The organism is Nocardioides sp. CPCC 206347, assembly GCF_048654605.1.
In the GTDB taxonomy this organism is placed as follows: Bacteria; Actinomycetota; Actinomycetes; order Propionibacteriales; family Nocardioidaceae; genus Nocardioides.
On sequence record NZ_JBMCYZ010000007.1, the window covers coordinates 117208 to 132096 of the forward strand.

The 14889-nt window shown below is 69.5% G+C and carries 15 protein-coding genes; 14 read left to right on the forward strand and 1 reads right to left on the reverse strand.

Annotated features, from left to right (window positions below):
- Positions 1–22 precede the first annotated feature (22 nt).
- From ACOACQ_RS21330 to arc, 4 genes are all read left to right on the forward strand, one after another.
- Positions 23–766 (forward strand): GTPase domain-containing protein, encoded by a 744-nt coding sequence (locus ACOACQ_RS21330; RefSeq protein WP_378600932.1) that lies wholly within the window; start codon positions 23–25, stop codon positions 764–766.
- A 50-nt stretch (positions 767–816) separates the two neighbouring features.
- Positions 817–1941, forward strand: coding sequence for a site-2 protease family protein (locus tag ACOACQ_RS21335; protein ID WP_378600929.1), 1125 nt, complete (start codon positions 817–819; stop codon positions 1939–1941).
- Positions 1942–1950: 9 nt separating this feature from the next.
- Entirely contained in the window at positions 1951–2904 is a 954-nt protein-coding gene (locus tag ACOACQ_RS21340; RefSeq protein WP_378600926.1) for a tRNA (adenine-N1)-methyltransferase, read from the forward strand.
- A 101-nt stretch (positions 2905–3005) separates the two neighbouring features.
- The gene (gene arc, locus ACOACQ_RS21345; RefSeq protein ID WP_378600923.1) at positions 3006–4769 is read left to right on the forward strand and encodes a proteasome ATPase; all 1764 of its coding nucleotides are present in this window, start codon (positions 3006–3008) and stop codon (positions 4767–4769) included.
- Positions 4770–4778: 9 nt separating this feature from the next.
- On the opposite strand, the gene ACOACQ_RS21350 is transcribed toward arc, so the two are convergent.
- Positions 4779–5603, reverse strand: a complete 825-nt coding sequence (locus ACOACQ_RS21350) for a DUF1206 domain-containing protein (protein WP_378600920.1) — start codon at positions 5601–5603, stop codon at positions 4779–4781.
- Between the two features lie 91 nt (positions 5604–5694).
- Between ACOACQ_RS21350 and dop the strand changes: the two genes are divergently transcribed.
- From dop to tatC, 10 genes are read left to right on the forward strand one after another with little or no spacing between them, the layout of a single operon-like run.
- Complete coding sequence (gene dop / locus ACOACQ_RS21355; protein ID WP_378600918.1) at positions 5695–7203, forward strand: depupylase/deamidase Dop; 1509 nt, start codon at positions 5695–5697, stop codon at positions 7201–7203.
- 17 nt (positions 7204–7220) lie between these two features.
- Positions 7221–7418: a ubiquitin-like protein Pup gene (locus ACOACQ_RS21360; protein ID WP_378600915.1), complete on the forward strand. Its 198-nt coding sequence runs from the start codon at positions 7221–7223 to the stop codon at positions 7416–7418.
- Positions 7419–7425: 7 nt separating this feature from the next.
- Positions 7426–8295 (forward strand): proteasome subunit beta, encoded by an 870-nt coding sequence (prcB, locus tag ACOACQ_RS21365; protein WP_420289250.1) that lies wholly within the window; start codon positions 7426–7428, stop codon positions 8293–8295.
- Between the two features lies 1 nt (position 8296).
- Positions 8297–9172: a proteasome subunit alpha gene (prcA, locus tag ACOACQ_RS21370; protein WP_420289251.1), complete on the forward strand. Its 876-nt coding sequence runs from the start codon at positions 8297–8299 to the stop codon at positions 9170–9172.
- 9 nt (positions 9173–9181) lie between these two features.
- A complete protein-coding gene (gene pafA / locus ACOACQ_RS21375) occupies positions 9182–10543 on the forward strand; it encodes a Pup--protein ligase (protein WP_378600906.1) in 1362 nt (453 codons plus the stop codon).
- Positions 10544–10601: 58 nt separating this feature from the next.
- On the forward strand, positions 10602–11729 hold the full coding sequence (locus ACOACQ_RS21380; protein WP_378600903.1) for an FKBP-type peptidyl-prolyl cis-trans isomerase: 1128 nt from the start codon (positions 10602–10604) through the stop codon (positions 11727–11729).
- A gap of 23 nt (positions 11730–11752) precedes the next feature.
- Entirely contained in the window at positions 11753–12715 is a 963-nt protein-coding gene (locus ACOACQ_RS21385; RefSeq protein WP_420289252.1) for a helix-turn-helix transcriptional regulator, read from the forward strand.
- Positions 12712–13731 carry a helix-turn-helix transcriptional regulator gene (locus tag ACOACQ_RS21390; protein ID WP_420289253.1) on the forward strand — a complete coding sequence of 340 codons (1020 nt, stop codon included), beginning with the start codon at positions 12712–12714 and terminating at the stop codon, positions 13729–13731. Before ACOACQ_RS21385 ends, ACOACQ_RS21390 begins: the two co-directional genes overlap by 4 nt.
- Before the next feature lie 59 nt (positions 13732–13790).
- Positions 13791–14045 carry a Sec-independent protein translocase subunit TatA gene (locus ACOACQ_RS21395; protein ID WP_378600896.1) on the forward strand — a complete coding sequence of 85 codons (255 nt, stop codon included), beginning with the start codon at positions 13791–13793 and terminating at the stop codon, positions 14043–14045.
- 1 nt (position 14046) lies between these two features.
- Positions 14047–14886: a twin-arginine translocase subunit TatC gene (gene tatC / locus ACOACQ_RS21400; RefSeq protein WP_420289254.1), complete on the forward strand. Its 840-nt coding sequence runs from the start codon at positions 14047–14049 to the stop codon at positions 14884–14886.
- Positions 14887–14889: the final 3 nt, after the last annotated feature.

Here is a 14889-nt window from a genome sequence, read left to right on the forward strand (position 1 = left end):
CCTCCGACATAGGGTCGGGGGCATGAGTCGATCCTCCGAAAGCCTCCGGCGGCGCCTGGCGAACACACCGGAACGGATCGGACACGTCGTCCGTCGGCGCTTCCCGATCGTTGCCGTCACCGGGATGACCGGGGTGGGCAAGACCCAGCTGACGGACCGCCTGACGGGAAGCACGGACGACGTGGCCGCCGATGTGGGATCCGCCGTCATGGAACGCCGCACGCGCCGCTCGTCGGGGCTGCGCGGCTTCCGGTTCCGCGTGGTGCCGGGCGACAACGCCGCGACCCGGCTGGGCGCGCTCGACGAGGTGTTCCACGACGAGCCCGTCGACGGCGTCCTCCACGTGGTCGCCAACGGCTACGCCACCCCTCGTCGCGCTGCGGGGACGTCCGGCACCGCGGACGCCAGCCGCGAGGAGCAGCTGGTCCAGGAGCTCGAGGACTGGGCGATCACGTCGCACCGGATCGCGTCGATGGCCGTGCGCCGCGACCGGCCCATCTGGCTGGTCATCGTCGTCACGAAGGCCGACCTGTTCGCCGACGAGATCGAAGAGGTCGTCCGCTACTACTCGCCCGGCAGCGGCTCGCCGTTCGGGAACAAGGTCGACGAGCTCCGCGCCCTGGCCGGGGGTGCCAAGCTCTCGATCGACGTCCTCGCGGTCAGCAGCCAGGGCGGCGACCGCAAGTCGGCGATGCCTGCCAAGCGGAGCGCCCAGCTGGTCGACGCCCTGGCCACCCGTCTCGCACAGCTGAGCGGGCACGCCTGACGGGCACCTCGCCGCACCCCGGGCAGACCTGCCACGGGTAGCCTCGGGGCATGTCTGAACCTGACGTCCCGCAACGGGCAGCCGCGCCTCGGGGGATGGTCAGGATCGGCCGGATCGCCGGCAGTGACGTCCTCGTCGCGAACTCCTGGTTCCTGGTCGCCGCCCTGATCGCCTACATCATGGGCCCGCGCGTCGACGAGGTGCAGTCCGGCCTCGGCGGCTGGAAGTACGTCGTCGGGCTGGCCTTCGCGATCGCGCTCTACCTCGCGATCCTGCTCCACGAGGCGTCCCACGCCGTGGTGGCCAAGAGGTTCGGGTTCCGCGTGGAGTCCATCACCCTCCACTTCCTCGGGGGAGCGACCGCCATCGTCGGCGAAGCCCGCCGCCCGCGCCAGGAGTTCTGGATCGCGGTGGTCGGGCCGATCACCTCCCTCCTCGTCGGAGTCGTTGCACTCGGCCTCTGGTTCGTCACACCGCCCGGCGTGGGCCGTCTCGTCATCGAGGGCCTCGCCGGAGCGAACCTGATGATCGGCGTGCTGAACCTGGTGCCCGGCCTGCCCCTCGACGGCGGCCGGGTCCTCAAGGCCGGCGTCTGGGCCGCCACCGGCCGCGTCCACACGGGCACCATCGCGGCCGCCTGGGGTGGCCGCGTGACGGCCGTCCTGGTGCTGGCCTGGGCAGTGTTCAGCGCCCTGAACGGCAGCGTCATCAACCCGGTCATCCTCGCCATCGTCGCCATCTTCCTGTGGACCGGCGCCAGCCAGTCACTGATGGCCGCACGCCTGGTCCGGCGCCTGGGTGAGATCGTGCCGCGCGATCTCGCGCGTCGTACCCTCTCCGTTCCTGACGACCTCCCGCTGGCCGAGGCCGTGCGGCGCGCCGAGGAGGCCGGAGCGGGCAGCATCGTGACCGTCACGTCGGACGGGCGACCGATCGGCGTGGTCGACGAACAGGCCGTCAGCGCGATGCCGGACGACCGCAAGCCCTGGGTTGCCGTCTCGACGGTGGCCCGCAGCCTGGCCGGCGGCCGCGCCCTGCCGGCGTCGGTCAGCGGTGCCGAGCTGATCGCTGCGCTGCGCAACAGTCCTGCGTCGGAGTACGTCCTGATGGCCGAGGACGGCAGCGTGTACGGCGTTCTGTCGGCCGCCGACGTCGCGCGCGAGGTGCAGCGATAGATTGCGCCGGTGAGTGACGCAACTTCCGACGTGCCCCCGGAGGCCTGGTCCGGTGTCCATCGCGGCCCCCTTCGCGAGGGTGAATGGGTACGCCTGGTGGACGGCAAGGGCCGGCGCCACAACTTCGCGCTCGAGGCCGGCAAGCGGTTCTTCTCCAACAAGGGCCACCTGGAGCACGACGAGCTGATCGGCCGGGAAGAAGGCTTCACCGTCGGCTCGTCGGTCGGCGGCGAGTACCTCGTCTTCCGCCCCCTGCTCTCCGAGTACGTCGTCTCGATGCCCCGCGGCGCGGCCGTGGTCTACCCGAAGGACTCGGCCCAGATCATCGCGATGGCCGACATCTTCCCGGGCGCCCACGTGGTCGAGGCCGGCGTCGGGTCCGGCGCACTCACCTGTTCGCTGCTGCGTGCGGTCGGCCCCTACGGCCGCGTGTCGTCCTTCGAGCGCCGCGAGGAGTTCGCCGAGGTCGCCCGCCGCAACGTCACCCAGTTCTTCGGGGCCCCCGACGGCGAGACGCACCCCGCCTGGTACCTCACCCTCGGCGACCTCGCCGAGGCGTTGCCGGCGTCGGGAGAGCGCTGCGACCGGATCATCCTGGACATGCTCGCCCCGTGGGAGTGCCTGGACGCGGCGGCCGACGCCCTCCTGCCCGGCGGGATCGTGTGTGCGTACGTCGCCACGACCACCCAGCTGTCGAAGTTCGTGGAGGCCGTGCGGATGCACGGTGGCTTCACCGAGCCGTCCCCGTGGGAGTCGCTGGTCCGCGACTGGCACGTGGAGGGTCTCGCGGTCCGTCCCGGCCACAAGATGATCGGCCACACGGCCTTCCTGGTCACCGCGCGCCGGATGGCGCCGGGGGAGCGGGCCCCGCTCAAGAAGCGCCGCCCGGCACCGGGTGCCTACGGTCCCGACTACGACGGCCCGCGCCCTCCCGGCGTACCCGAGCTTCCGACCGACGACTGAGCCGCTCCACGTGGGCCGTTACAGAAACGTCGCGTGCCACGTGTCGTGAACCACTTCCTCGCTGGACCGGTCCGAGTAGGGTCGGATTCAGGAGGTGTGCCATGACGAACATGGGAGAAGGCACCTCGGGGAGCCACAGCTCCCCGAGCCGCCAGCAACTCGAAGACCAGGTCCGTTTCCTCGAGGACGAGATCAACGAACTGCGCCGACGACTGATCGACACGCCCGGAAGCGGAGCTCGCTCCGTGGACATGCGCCTCGCTGACACCCAGCGATCGCTGGCTGCGGTGACCGCGCAGAACGAGCGTCTCGCCAGCACCCTGCGTGATGCGCGTGACCAGATCCTCAAGCTCAAGGAGGAAGTCGACCGGCTCGCCCAACCTCCGGCGGGCTTCGGCACCTTCCTCCAGCGCAACGAGGACGACTCGGTCGACGTGTTCACCGGTGGGCGCAAGCTACGGGTGAGCGTGAGCCCGAACGTCGAGATCGACACGCTGCGCCGCGGCCAGGAAGTGATGCTCAACGAGGCGCTCAATGTCGTCGCCGCGTTCGACTACGAAACCGTCGGCGAGGTCGTCATGTTCAAGGAGCTGCTCGCCGACGGCGAGCGGGTCCTGGTGATCGCGAACGCCGACGAGGAACGCGTCGTACGGCTGGCCGACCCGTTGTTCAACGAGACCCTGCGCGCCGGCGACTCGCTGTTGCTCGACTCCCGTGCCGGCTACGTCTACGAGAAGGTCCCGAAGTCCGAGGTCGAGGAGCTCGTCCTCGAGGAGGTCCCGGACATCTCCTACGAGTCCATCGGTGGCCTCGGCAACCAGATCGAGATGATCCAGGACGCCGTCGAGCTGCCGTACCTCTACCCCGAGCTCTTCGCCGAGCACGAGCTGAAGCCGCCGAAGGGCATCCTGCTCTACGGTCCTCCGGGCTGTGGCAAGACGCTGATCGCCAAGGCGGTCGCGAACTCGCTGGCCAAGAAGGTCGCGGCGAAGACGGGCCAGGAAGGGAAGTCGTACTTCCTCAACATCAAGGGCCCCGAGCTCCTCAACAAGTACGTCGGCGAGACCGAGCGGCACATCCGGCTGGTCTTCCAGCGGGCGCGGGAGAAGGCGAGCACCGGCACGCCGGTCATCGTGTTCTTCGACGAGATGGACTCCCTGTTCCGCACCCGCGGCTCCGGCGTCTCCTCCGACGTCGAGAACACCATCGTCCCGCAGCTGCTGAGCGAGATCGACGGTGTGGAGCTGCTGGAGAACGTCCTGGTCATCGGTGCCTCCAACCGCGAGGACATGATCGACCCGGCGATCCTGCGGCCCGGTCGCCTCGACGTGAAGATCAAGATCGAGCGTCCCGACGCCGAGTCGGCCCGGGACATCTTCAGCAAGTACCTCACCACCACGTTGCCGCTGCACGCCGAGGACGTCGCCGAGTTCGGCGGTGACCGCCAGGCCACCATCGGCGGCATGATCCGGGCCACCGTCGAACGGATGTACACCGAGACCGAGGAGAACCGCTTCCTCGAGGTGACCTACGCCAACGGTGACAAGGAGGTCCTGTACTTCAAGGACTTCAACTCCGGCGCCATGATCCAGAACATCGTCGACCGGGCGAAGAAGATGGCGATCAAGGACTTCATCGACCACAGCCAGAAGGGCCTGCGGGTCTCGCACCTGCTCCAGGCGTGCGTCGACGAGTTCAAGGAGAACGAGGACCTGCCCAACACCACCAACCCCGACGACTGGGCACGGATCTCCGGCAAGAAGGGCGAGCGGATCGTCTTCATCCGCACGCTCATCACCGGCAAGCACGGCACCGAGCCCGGCCGGTCCATCGACACCGTCAACGACACCGGGCAGTACCTGTAGGCGAGGTCCCTAGGACCCACGGAGGTAGAAGGCGCGCACCATGTGGAACGCGCCGTAACAAGCGAGCCCTGCGGAGATCGCAAGCATCATCCAAGGTCCCAGCCATCCGTCTCGCAGGCGCACGATGGCCTGGTCGAGCCCTCCGGACTTGCCCGGGTCGTGGGTGATGCCTGCCCACACGAAAAGACCGGCGATCAGCAGGAAGGCCCCACCACGGCTCAGGTAGCCGGCCCGGGCGAGCACGGTCACCGCGCCGGCGGCCGTGCCGCGGCGTCCGCCGCCGTCGAGCCCCTTGCGCCAGCGATCGGTGACCGCCGTGCGGATCGACACGATGCCGAGCACGGCCACCACGCCACCCACGCCCATGACCAGGGCCGGGCCGAAGGGACGCCCCATCAGGTCCGCCGTGACACCTCCGGTACCGCTTCCACCGCCGCTGGTGCCGGTCGCGGTGCGCACGGCGAGGACTGCGAGGACGCCGAAGACGACCGTCCGCACAGCGGACCCCAGTCGACCCGCCCAGCGCTTCGCTCCCTCTGAGCTCCGGTGCCCGCCGACCGCCTGGCACGCCTGCCAGACGGTGAGCGCAGCGAAACCGGCTGCCGCGAGCCACAGCGAGACCGCGCCGAGCGGTTGGCGTGCGATCTCCCGCAGCGCGCCCGAACCCGACGCGGATCCGGCGCGATGACCCAGCGCCAGCTGCCCGCCGAGCCAGGCGACGATCACGTAGACGACGCCGTAGGCGAACATCCCTGCCCGGGCCGGCCACTTCAGCGCGGGATGGTCCCGGGCGCTGCGTGCAGCAGCCTCTGCCGAATCCTGCTGCGCACTCATGTCGCCTCCTGGGCGATCGATACCCGAACCCGACCGCTCCATGCGACGGCAACGCCACCCGTACGGCGATGTCACGCCGTACGCTGGCAGCATGAGCGTGCGCCGGGTGATGGGCACCGAGATCGAGTACGGCATCTCGGTACAGGGACAACCGACGGCCAACCCCATGGTCGCCTCGTCCCAGGTCGTCAACGCCTATGCGTCGGCGACGGTGCGGGCCCGGCGCGCCCGGTGGGACTTCGAGGAGGAGTCCCCGCTGCGGGACGCCCGCGGGTTCGACATGGCACGCCAGATCGCCGACCCCTCGCAGCTCACCGACGAGGACCTCGGGCTCGCCAACGTCATCCTGACCAACGGTGCACGGTTGTACGTCGACCACGCCCACCCCGAGTACTCCACGCCCGAGGTGATCACCCCGCTCGACATCGTCCGGTGGGACAAGGCGGGGGAGCAGGTGATGCTGGACGCGGCGCGCCTGGCCCACCAGCTGCCCGGCAGCCCGACCATCGCGCTCTACAAGAACAACACCGACAACAAGGGGGCGTCGTACGGCGCCCACGAGAACTACCTGATGCGGCGCTCGACGCCGTTCGCCGACATCGTCCGGCACCTCACACCGTTCTTCGTGAGCCGTCAGGTGTTCTGTGGCGCCGGCCGCGTGGGCATCGGCCAGGACGGTCGCGGCAGCGGGTTCCAGATCAGCCAGCGCGCCGACTTCTTCGAGGTCGAGGTCGGGCTCGAGACCACCCTGAAGCGACCGATCATCAACACCCGCGACGAGCCGCACGCCGACCCGGAGAAGTACCGCCGCCTCCACGTGATCATCGGCGACGCGAACCTCTCCGAGATCGCGACGTACCTCAAGGTCGGCACGACCTCGCTGGTCCTGGCGATGATCGAGGACCGTTTCATCACCCGTGACCTCACTGTCCGCACACCAGTCACTGCCCTGCGTGCCGTCTCCCACGACCCTGGGCTCGCGCACCAGGTCACGCTGACCGACGGCCGCACCCTGACCGGCATCCAGCTCCAGCTGGAGTACCTCGACCTGGCCAGGAAGTACGTCGAGGACCGCTACGGATCCGACGCCGATCCGCAGACCGTCGACGTCCTCGCCCGCTGGGAGGACGTGCTCAACCGCCTCGAGACGGATCCGATGTCCCTGGCCGACCAGCTCGACTGGGTCGCCAAGCTGAAGCTGATCGAGCAGTACCGGTCACGCGACGGACTCGACTGGGACGACGCGAAGCTCCAGCTGATCGACCTCCAGTACTCCGACATCCGTCCCGACAAGGGGCTGTACCACCGCCTGGTGAAGGCCGGTCGGATCCAGCGACTGCTCACCGACGCCGAGGTGGACGCGGCGATGACCAACCCGCCCGAGGAGACCAGGGCCTACTTCCGCGGCCGCTGCCTGGAGAAGTACGCGCCCGACATCGCAGCCGCGTCGTGGGACTCGGTCATCTTCGACCTGCCCGGCCGCGAGTCGCTCCAGCGGGTCCCGACCATCGATCCGCTCCGCGGCAGCAAGGCCCACGTCGGAGAACTGATCGACAACTGTGAAACCGCGGAGGCATTGGTCCGCGCACTCAGCCGTTGAGTGGCTAGGGTTGAGGCATGGCCCAGGAGCAGAAGCAACCGCGCAAGTCGGAAGACGCCGAAGAGACCACTGAGGTCGCTCCGGAGTCCGACGTCGCCGAGCGCAAGGACGCGATGGACGACGACGTCGACGCGATCCTCGACGAGATCGACGAGGTCCTCGAGTCCAACGCCGAGGACTTCGTGAAGTCGTTCATCCAGAAGGGCGGGGAGTAACCCGCACATGACTGGTGACGCACGGATCCCGGCTGCGTTCCTGCGCCCCGGCACGTCCTCCTTCAGCGACTTCATCGGCGTCAACGCGCCCGACCTGCTGCCTGCCCGCCGCTCGCTGCCGGCCGGCACCGCGGCCGACCTCGCCCCGCACGGCACGACGATCGTCGCCGCGACCTTCCCCGGCGGCGTCGTCATGGCCGGTGACCGGCGCGCGACGATGGGCAACGTCATCGCCCAGCGCGACATCCAGAAGGTCTTCCCGGCCGACGAGTACTCCGTGGTCGGCATCGCCGGCACGGCGGGCCTGGCCGTCGAGATGGTCCGGCTGTTCCAGGTCGAGCTCGAGCACTACGAGAAGATCGAGGGCACCGTCCTCTCCCTCGACGGCAAGGCCAACCGGCTCTCGGCGCTGATCCGCGCCAACCTCGGCATGGCCATGCAGGGGCTGGCCGTCGTCCCCATGTTCGCCGGCTTCGACCTCGACAGCGGGGTCGGCCGGATCTTCGGGTACGACGTCACCGGCGGCCGTCACGAAGAGGCCGCGTTCTTCACCGTCGGCTCCGGATCGCTCTTCGCCCGCGGGGCGCTGAAGAAGCTCTACCGCGAGGACCTCAGCCAGGACGACACCGTCCGGGTCTGCCTCCAGGCCTTGTACGACGCCGCGGACGACGACTCCGCCACGGGCGGGCCCGACATGGCCCGCCGGATCTTCCCGATCGTGTGGGTCGTGACCGCCGAGGGCGGCGTGGAGCTGACGCAGGACGACATCGGAGCGTTGGCGGACGAGGTCGTCGCGGCCCGGTTCACCCGCCCCGACGGCCCGCTCGCCCCGCTGCCCGGTGGCGACACTGCTGGCGACCAGGGACAGGAGGCCTGAGATGAGCACCCCGTTCTACGTCTCGCCCGAGCAGTTGATGAAGGACCGCGCCGACTTCGCCCGCAAGGGCATCGCGCGCGGCCGCTCGCTGGCCGCCGTCCAGTTCGCCGACGGCGTCCTGCTCGTCACCGAGAACCCGTCCAAGGCGCTGCACAAGGTCTCCGAGCTGTACGACCGCCTCGCCTTCGCCGCCGTGGGCCGCTACAACGAGTTCGAGAACCTGCGCATCGCCGGCGTCCGGCTCGCCGACATGCGCGGCTTCGCCTACGACCGCCGCGACGTCACCGGGCGCGGACTGGCCAACGCGTACGCGCAGACCCTGGGCACGATCTTCTCCTCGGGCGGCGAGAAGCCCTACGAGGTCGAGATCTTCGTGGCCGAGGTCGGCAAGACGGCGGACGACGACCAGATCTACCGCCTGACCTACGAGGGTCGCGTCGCCGACGAGCACGGCTACGCCGTGATGGGCGGCGACGCCGACACCGTGGCGGCGTACCTCAAGGAGCATTACACCGACGGCGCGAGCCTCGATGCAGCGCTCGCGGTCGCCGTGGCAGCCCTGGGGCACTCCAGCGACGAACGCGGCGAGGTGCAGGACCGGGTGATCCCGGTCGAGGACCTCGAGGTCGCCGTGCTGGACCGCACCCGCTCGCAGCCGCGCAAGTTCCGCCGGATCCTTCCCGCGAAGCTCGCCGAGCTGCTGGGCGACCGCGGCCCGGCCGAGGCCGCCCCGGAAGCCCACGCCTCCGAGACCCCGACCGACGCCCCGGCCGACGCCCCGGCTGACGCCCCGGCCGGCACGCCGGACGCAGCTCCGACCCCGACTCCGACAAGCGACGGCCCGGAAGAGCCGCCGGTGGCGCCTCCGCTCGCGTAGGGTTCCATCATGGACCGCCGAATCTTCGGTATCGAGAACGAGTACGGCGTCACCTGCACGTTCCGGGGTCAACGCCGGCTGAGCCCGGACGAGGTCGCGCGGTACCTGTTCCGCAAGGTCGTGAGCTGGGGGCGCTCGAGCAACGTGTTCCTGCGCAACGGCGCCCGGCTGTACCTCGATGTCGGCAGCCACCCGGAGTACGCCACGCCCGAGTGCGACGACATCGGCGAGCTCGTCACGCACGACAAGGCGGGGGAGCGGGTCCTCGAGGGCCTGCTGCTCGACGCCGAGCAGCGGCTGCACGACGAGGGCATCGCCGGGGAGATCTACCTCTTCAAGAACAACACCGACTCCGCCGGCAACTCCTACGGCTGCCATGAGAACTACCTCGTGGGCCGGGCCGGCGAATTCAGCCGCCTCGCCGACATCCTGATCCCGTTCCTGGTGACCCGCCAGATCATCGTGGGCGCCGGGAAGGTCACGCAGACGCCCCGCGGGACGTCGTACTCCGTGAGCCAGCGCGCCGAGCACATCTGGGAGGGCGTCTCCAGCGCGACCACCCGCAGCCGTCCGATCATCAACACCCGCGACGAGCCGCACGCCGACGCCGAGAAGTACCGCCGGCTGCACGTCATCGTGGGCGACTCCAACATGAGCGAGACGACCACGATGCTCAAGGTCGCCTCGTGCGACCTGGTGCTGCGGATGATCGAGGAGGGCGTGGTGATGCGCGACCTCACGATGGAGAACCCGATCCGGGCCATCCGCGAGATCTCGCACGACGTCACCGGACGCCGCAAGATCCGGCTCGCCAACGGCCGCGAGGCCAGCGCCCTCGACATCCAGGGCGAGTACCTCGCCAAGGCACGCGACTTCGTCGACCGCCGGGGGATCAGCACGCCGATCATCGAGCGGTCGCTCGACCTGTGGGAGCGCGGCCTGAAGGCCGTCGAGTCCGACGACTGGGGCCTGGTCGACCGCGAGATCGACTGGGTCATCAAGTGGAAGCTGATCGATCGCTACCGCGCAAAGCACGGCCTGCCGATGAGCCACCCGCGGGTCGCGCAGCTGGACCTCGCCTACCACGACATCCACCGTGGCCGGGGCCTCTACTACCTGCTGGAGAAGCGTGGCTCGGTCGCCCGGGTCACCACGGACCTGAAGATCTTCGAAGCCAAGTCCGTGCCGCCGCAGAACACCCGGGCCCGGCTTCGCGGCGAGTTCATCCGCCGCGCCCAGGAGCGCCGTCGCGACTTCACGGTCGACTGGGTGCACCTCAAGCTGAACGACCAGGCGCAGCGGACCGTGCTGTGCAAGGACCCCTTCCGGGCGTACGACGAGCGGGTGCAGCGGCTCATCGACGGCATGTGACCGCGCCACCCGCCGTGGGGGTGCCGTCCCGCCATGGGCGAATGGGTAAGGTTTGCGCGTGCTCGACCGCCTGCGCCCTGTGATTGCGCGTCCCACCGCCCTGCTGCTGACCGCCCTGCTTCCGGCGAGCCTCGCGCTGACCGCCTGCGGAGGCGACAGTGACGAGCTCAAGGGCCTCGACGCGGTGGCCGTCAGCGGCGCCGTCGGGTCCACGCCGAAGCTGGACTGGAAGGGCACTCTCGCCGCAGGCAAGGCGCAGACGAAGGTCCTCACCGAGGGCGACGGTCCTGCCATCGCCAAGGACGACGTGGTGCGGATCGACTTCACCCTCGCCAACGGCTACACGCACAAGATCACCTATGACACGTACGACGACTACACCGTCGGCACGCTGCTCAAGGTCGGCGCCAAGAAGGAGCCGGCCAGCGTCGCCGACGTCCTCGTCGCGGGCCTTGCCGACAAGATCGAGGCGGGCCAGAAGATCGGCAGCCGGATCGCCGTCACCATCAACAGCAAGGACGTCATCGGCGACTACCTCGGCAACGCCCAGGCTGCCTCGGCGTTCGCCAGCCTCGACATCGGCAACGAGGACGGCCTGCTCTACGTCGCCGACCTGACCGCCCTCGCCGGCCCGGAGGGCACCGAGCAGGAGGCTCCCGCCTGGGCGCCGGCCATCGTCGAGAAGGACGGGCTTCCGTCCAGCCTCGACTTCAAGAACGCGCCGGCACCGTCCGGCAAGCTCGAGGTCGCCACGCTCGTCAAGGGCACCGGCCCGGTCGTGAAGAGCGGCCAGAAGATCCTCGCCAGCTACCTCGGCCAGATCCCCAAGGGCAAGGCGCCCTTCGACCAGAGCTACACCGACGGTCGCGGCCTCGAGGCGACCGTGGGCGGCGACGCCGCCTCCGTCGTCGAGGGCTGGTCGAAGGGACTGGTCGGGCTTCCGGTCGGCAGCCGCGTGCTGCTGCAGATCCCGCCGAGCCTCGGCTACGGCAAGGAGGCACAGGGCGAGGACATCCCCGCCAACTCCACGCTGTACTTCATCGTCGACATCCTCGACGTCGCCGACCCGGAGCCCGCACCCGAGCCGAAGGAAACGGCCTCGCCGAGCGGATCCCCGAGTGCCACCCCCAGCGGGTCCGCGACCGGCACCGCCTCGACCGAGCCGACCGACGGGTCCTCGGAGTAGCCCTACCGGGCAGAATCGATCCCATGCCTGCTCCGAAGAGCGAGCGCCTGCTCAACCTGTTGATCATGCTCCTGGTCCAGAGGCGACCCATTGCCAAGGAGCGGATCCGCGAGCTGCTGTACCCCGACTCGCGCCCGGACGCCTTTGAGAAGATGTTCGAGCGCGACAAGGACGAGCTGCGCAGCCTCGGAGTGCCCGTCGAGGTCGCCTCGATCGATCCGCTGTTCGAGGACGAGGTCGGCTACCGGATCCCGCCCGAGGCCTTCGCGCTGCCCGACATCGAGCTCACCTCCGAGGAGGCTGCCGTCGTCGGCATCGCGTCGCGGGTCTGGCAGCACGCCACGATGGCGCAGGCCACCACCGACGCCGTCCGCAAGCTCTCCGCCGCCGGCATCGATGTCGACCTCGACGCCCTCGAGATCGCCCAGCCACTCCTCACCGCCGAGGAACCGGCGTTCGAGACCTGCTGGGTCGCGGTGTGCGAACGCATGGCCATCGAGTTCGACTACAAGCGTCCGGGAGCCGACAGCGCCCTGACCCGCCACGTCCAGCCCTGGGGAGTGGTGCGCTACGCCGGGCGCTGGTACGTCGTCGGCCACGACGCCGATCGCGGTGCCGAGCGCGTCTTCCGCCTCTCCCGCGTCCAGGGTGCCGTCCGGACCGTCGGCCCGCCGGGCGCGTACGACGTCCCGCCGGACACCGACGTACGCGAGATCGCCCGGCGGCTGGCTCCGCCCACGAGCACCGAGCGCGCCGTGCTGCTCGTGCGCCACGGCGCCGGCCACGCGTTCCGGCGCAACGCCGACCGGATCGAGACGGGTGTCGCCGGTCCCGACCACGCATCCGCGTGGGACCGGGTCGAGATCACCCGCCGCGCCGTCGGCCTGGCCGACGACGTCCTGGCGCAGGGGGCCGACGTCGTGCTCCTCGAACCGGTCGCCGTGCGCAAGCAGGTCATCGCCCGCCTCGAGCAGGTCACCCGATGACCACTGCGCGCGCCACCGGTGCCGGTGCACGCGACCAGGTGGCCCGGTTGCTGACGCTGGTGCCGTTCCTGCACCACCGCGACGGCGTACGCCTGGAGGAGGCCGCCGCGCTGCTCGGCACCTCCTCGGAGCAGGTGCTGCGCGACCTGAAGGTGCTCTTCATGTGCGGGTTGCCCGGCGGCCTGCCCGGTGACCTGATCGACGTGGACCTCGACGCGATCGAGACGTCGGAGGGCAGCCCGGTCACCGAGGGCGTGATCCGGGTCGAGAACGCCGACTACCTCGCCCGCCCGCTGCGGCTGAGCGCGACCGAGGCGTCCGCGGTGATCGTGGCGTTGCGCATGCTGCGCGACACGTCGACGGGGGAGACCCGGGCGCTGGTCAAGCAGGTGCTCCGCAAGATCGAGAAGGCCGTGAGCACCGCCGGTGCGAACCACGTCGACGTGACGCCCTCGCCCCACGACGCCGTCCAGGTCGCCCAGGTCGAGCTGACCCGGGTGCTCAACGAGGCAGCCGTTGCGGGCAGGCAGGTGCGGCTCGCGTACTTCGTGCCGTCCCGTGGTGAGGAGACCGAGCGTGTCGTCGACCCGCACGGCGTGGTGGGCCACGGGGTCTTCGCCTACCTCGACGCCTGGTGCCACCGGGCAGCGAGTGACCGGCTCTTCCGGCTGGACCGGATCGCGAAGGCCGAGGTCCTGGACAGCCCGATCAGCACACCCCGCCGGGCTCCGCGTGACCTCCAGGAAGGGCTCTTCCGCGACACGGACCAGCCCGGCAGCACCGTGGTGACCCTGCACCTCGGCGCCGAGGCCCGCTGGGCGACCGAGTACTACCCGATGCGCGACGTGCGGCCCCAGGCCGACGGATCGGCTGTCGTGGACCTCGTCGTCGTCGACCGACGGTGGCTCACCCGGCTCCTGATGCGATTGGCTCCGCATGCCACGGTGACAGGACCTCAGGAGTTCACCGACTCTTTCACCGCCACCGCACAGGAGACCCTCGGCCTGTACCGCTGAGGTACGCGTACGATGGGGTCCGTCCCCGAGTCTGAGATGTGAGAGTTGGTAGCCCCGAAATGAACCCCCTGATCGGAATGCCCCAGGGAGCCGAGTGGCTCATCATCCTGGCGATCGTGATCCTCGTGTTCGGTGCTGCCAAGCTTCCCGACCTTGCCCGCGGCACCGGCCAGGCGCTGCGCATCTTCAAGGCCGAGACCAAGGGCCTGCGTGACGACGACAAGAAGCCGTCCGCGCCGAAGGCTGAGCTGAACCCCGCCGACGACGTCGCCGAGGGCGAGATCGTCGACGAGCGCCGCGAGAACAACGCCTGAGTTGTCCCTGCTCGGAGTTGCAAAGCTGCTCGTCGGCACCCCGGTCCACCCGGTCGGTGCGGACGGGCGAATGGCCCTGTCGGACCACCTGCGGGAGTTGCGCGCCCGCCTCTTGAAGGCGGCACTGGCGGTCGTGGTGGCGTTTGCCATCGCGCTCTTCTTCTACGATTTCCTGCTCCACCTCGTGCTCGACCCGTATCTCGAGGCGCAGAAGGCGCTGCCGGACGGAGCCACGGAGGCCACGACCTCAGGAGCGGCCGGCGGGTTCCTGCTGTACCTCAAGCTCTGCGGACTTGCTGCGCTGGTCGGATCCAGCCCGGTGTGGCTCTACCAGATCTGGGCGTTCATCCTTCCCGGCCTCCACCGCAACGAGAAGAAGTGGACCGCGATCTTCGCGGTCATCGCCGGACCGCTGTTCTTCGTCGGCATCGTGCTGGGCTACGTCACCCTGCCCAAGGGCCTTGAGATCCTGATCGGCTTGAACCCGGACGAACTCACGAACCTCGTCGAGTTCAACGAGTACCTCACCTTCTTCAGCCGAACCCTGCTGGGCTTCGGGATCGCGTTCGAGATCCCGGTCTTCGTCGTCCTGCTCAACTTCGCCGGGGTGGTCAAGGGCAAGACGCTCGGAGCGCACCGGCCGTGGATCATCGTCGGTTCGTTCATCTTCGCCGCGGTGATGACGCCTTCGGGTGACCCGTTCACCATGAGCTTCATGGCCGTCCCGATGGTGGTCCTGTTCCTCATCTCCGAAGTGATCGCGCGGTTCAACGATCGCCGGCGCGGCAAGAAGACCATCAACGCAGGCCTGTCACCCGACGAGGCGAGCCCGCTTCCCTGAGGG

What these genes read in the sequence shown, in the direction of transcription:
- pafA (WP_378600906.1), top strand. Translation starts at nt 9,182, where the DNA reads ATGGACCGCCGAATCTTCGGTATCGAGAACGAGTACGGCGTCACCTGC.
- ACOACQ_RS21395 (WP_378600896.1), top strand. Translation starts at nt 13,791, where the DNA reads ATGAACCCCCTGATCGGAATGCCCCAGGGAGCCGAGTGGCTCATCATC.
- ACOACQ_RS21335 (WP_378600929.1), top strand. Translation starts at nt 817, where the DNA reads ATGTCTGAACCTGACGTCCCGCAACGGGCAGCCGCGCCTCGGGGGATG.
- ACOACQ_RS21390 (WP_420289253.1), top strand. Translation starts at nt 12,712, where the DNA reads ATGACCACTGCGCGCGCCACCGGTGCCGGTGCACGCGACCAGGTGGCC.
- prcA (WP_420289251.1), top strand. Translation starts at nt 8,297, where the DNA reads ATGAGCACCCCGTTCTACGTCTCGCCCGAGCAGTTGATGAAGGACCGC.
- prcB (WP_420289250.1), top strand. Translation starts at nt 7,426, where the DNA reads ATGACTGGTGACGCACGGATCCCGGCTGCGTTCCTGCGCCCCGGCACG.
- arc (WP_378600923.1), top strand. Translation starts at nt 3,006, where the DNA reads ATGACGAACATGGGAGAAGGCACCTCGGGGAGCCACAGCTCCCCGAGC.
- ACOACQ_RS21360 (WP_378600915.1), top strand. Translation starts at nt 7,221, where the DNA reads ATGGCCCAGGAGCAGAAGCAACCGCGCAAGTCGGAAGACGCCGAAGAG.
- ACOACQ_RS21385 (WP_420289252.1), top strand. Translation starts at nt 11,753, where the DNA reads ATGCCTGCTCCGAAGAGCGAGCGCCTGCTCAACCTGTTGATCATGCTC.
- dop (WP_378600918.1), top strand. Translation starts at nt 5,695, where the DNA reads ATGAGCGTGCGCCGGGTGATGGGCACCGAGATCGAGTACGGCATCTCG.
- ACOACQ_RS21330 (WP_378600932.1), top strand. Translation starts at nt 23, where the DNA reads ATGAGTCGATCCTCCGAAAGCCTCCGGCGGCGCCTGGCGAACACACCG.
- ACOACQ_RS21350 (WP_378600920.1), bottom strand. Translation starts at nt 5,603, where the DNA reads ATGAGTGCGCAGCAGGATTCGGCAGAGGCTGCTGCACGCAGCGCCCGG.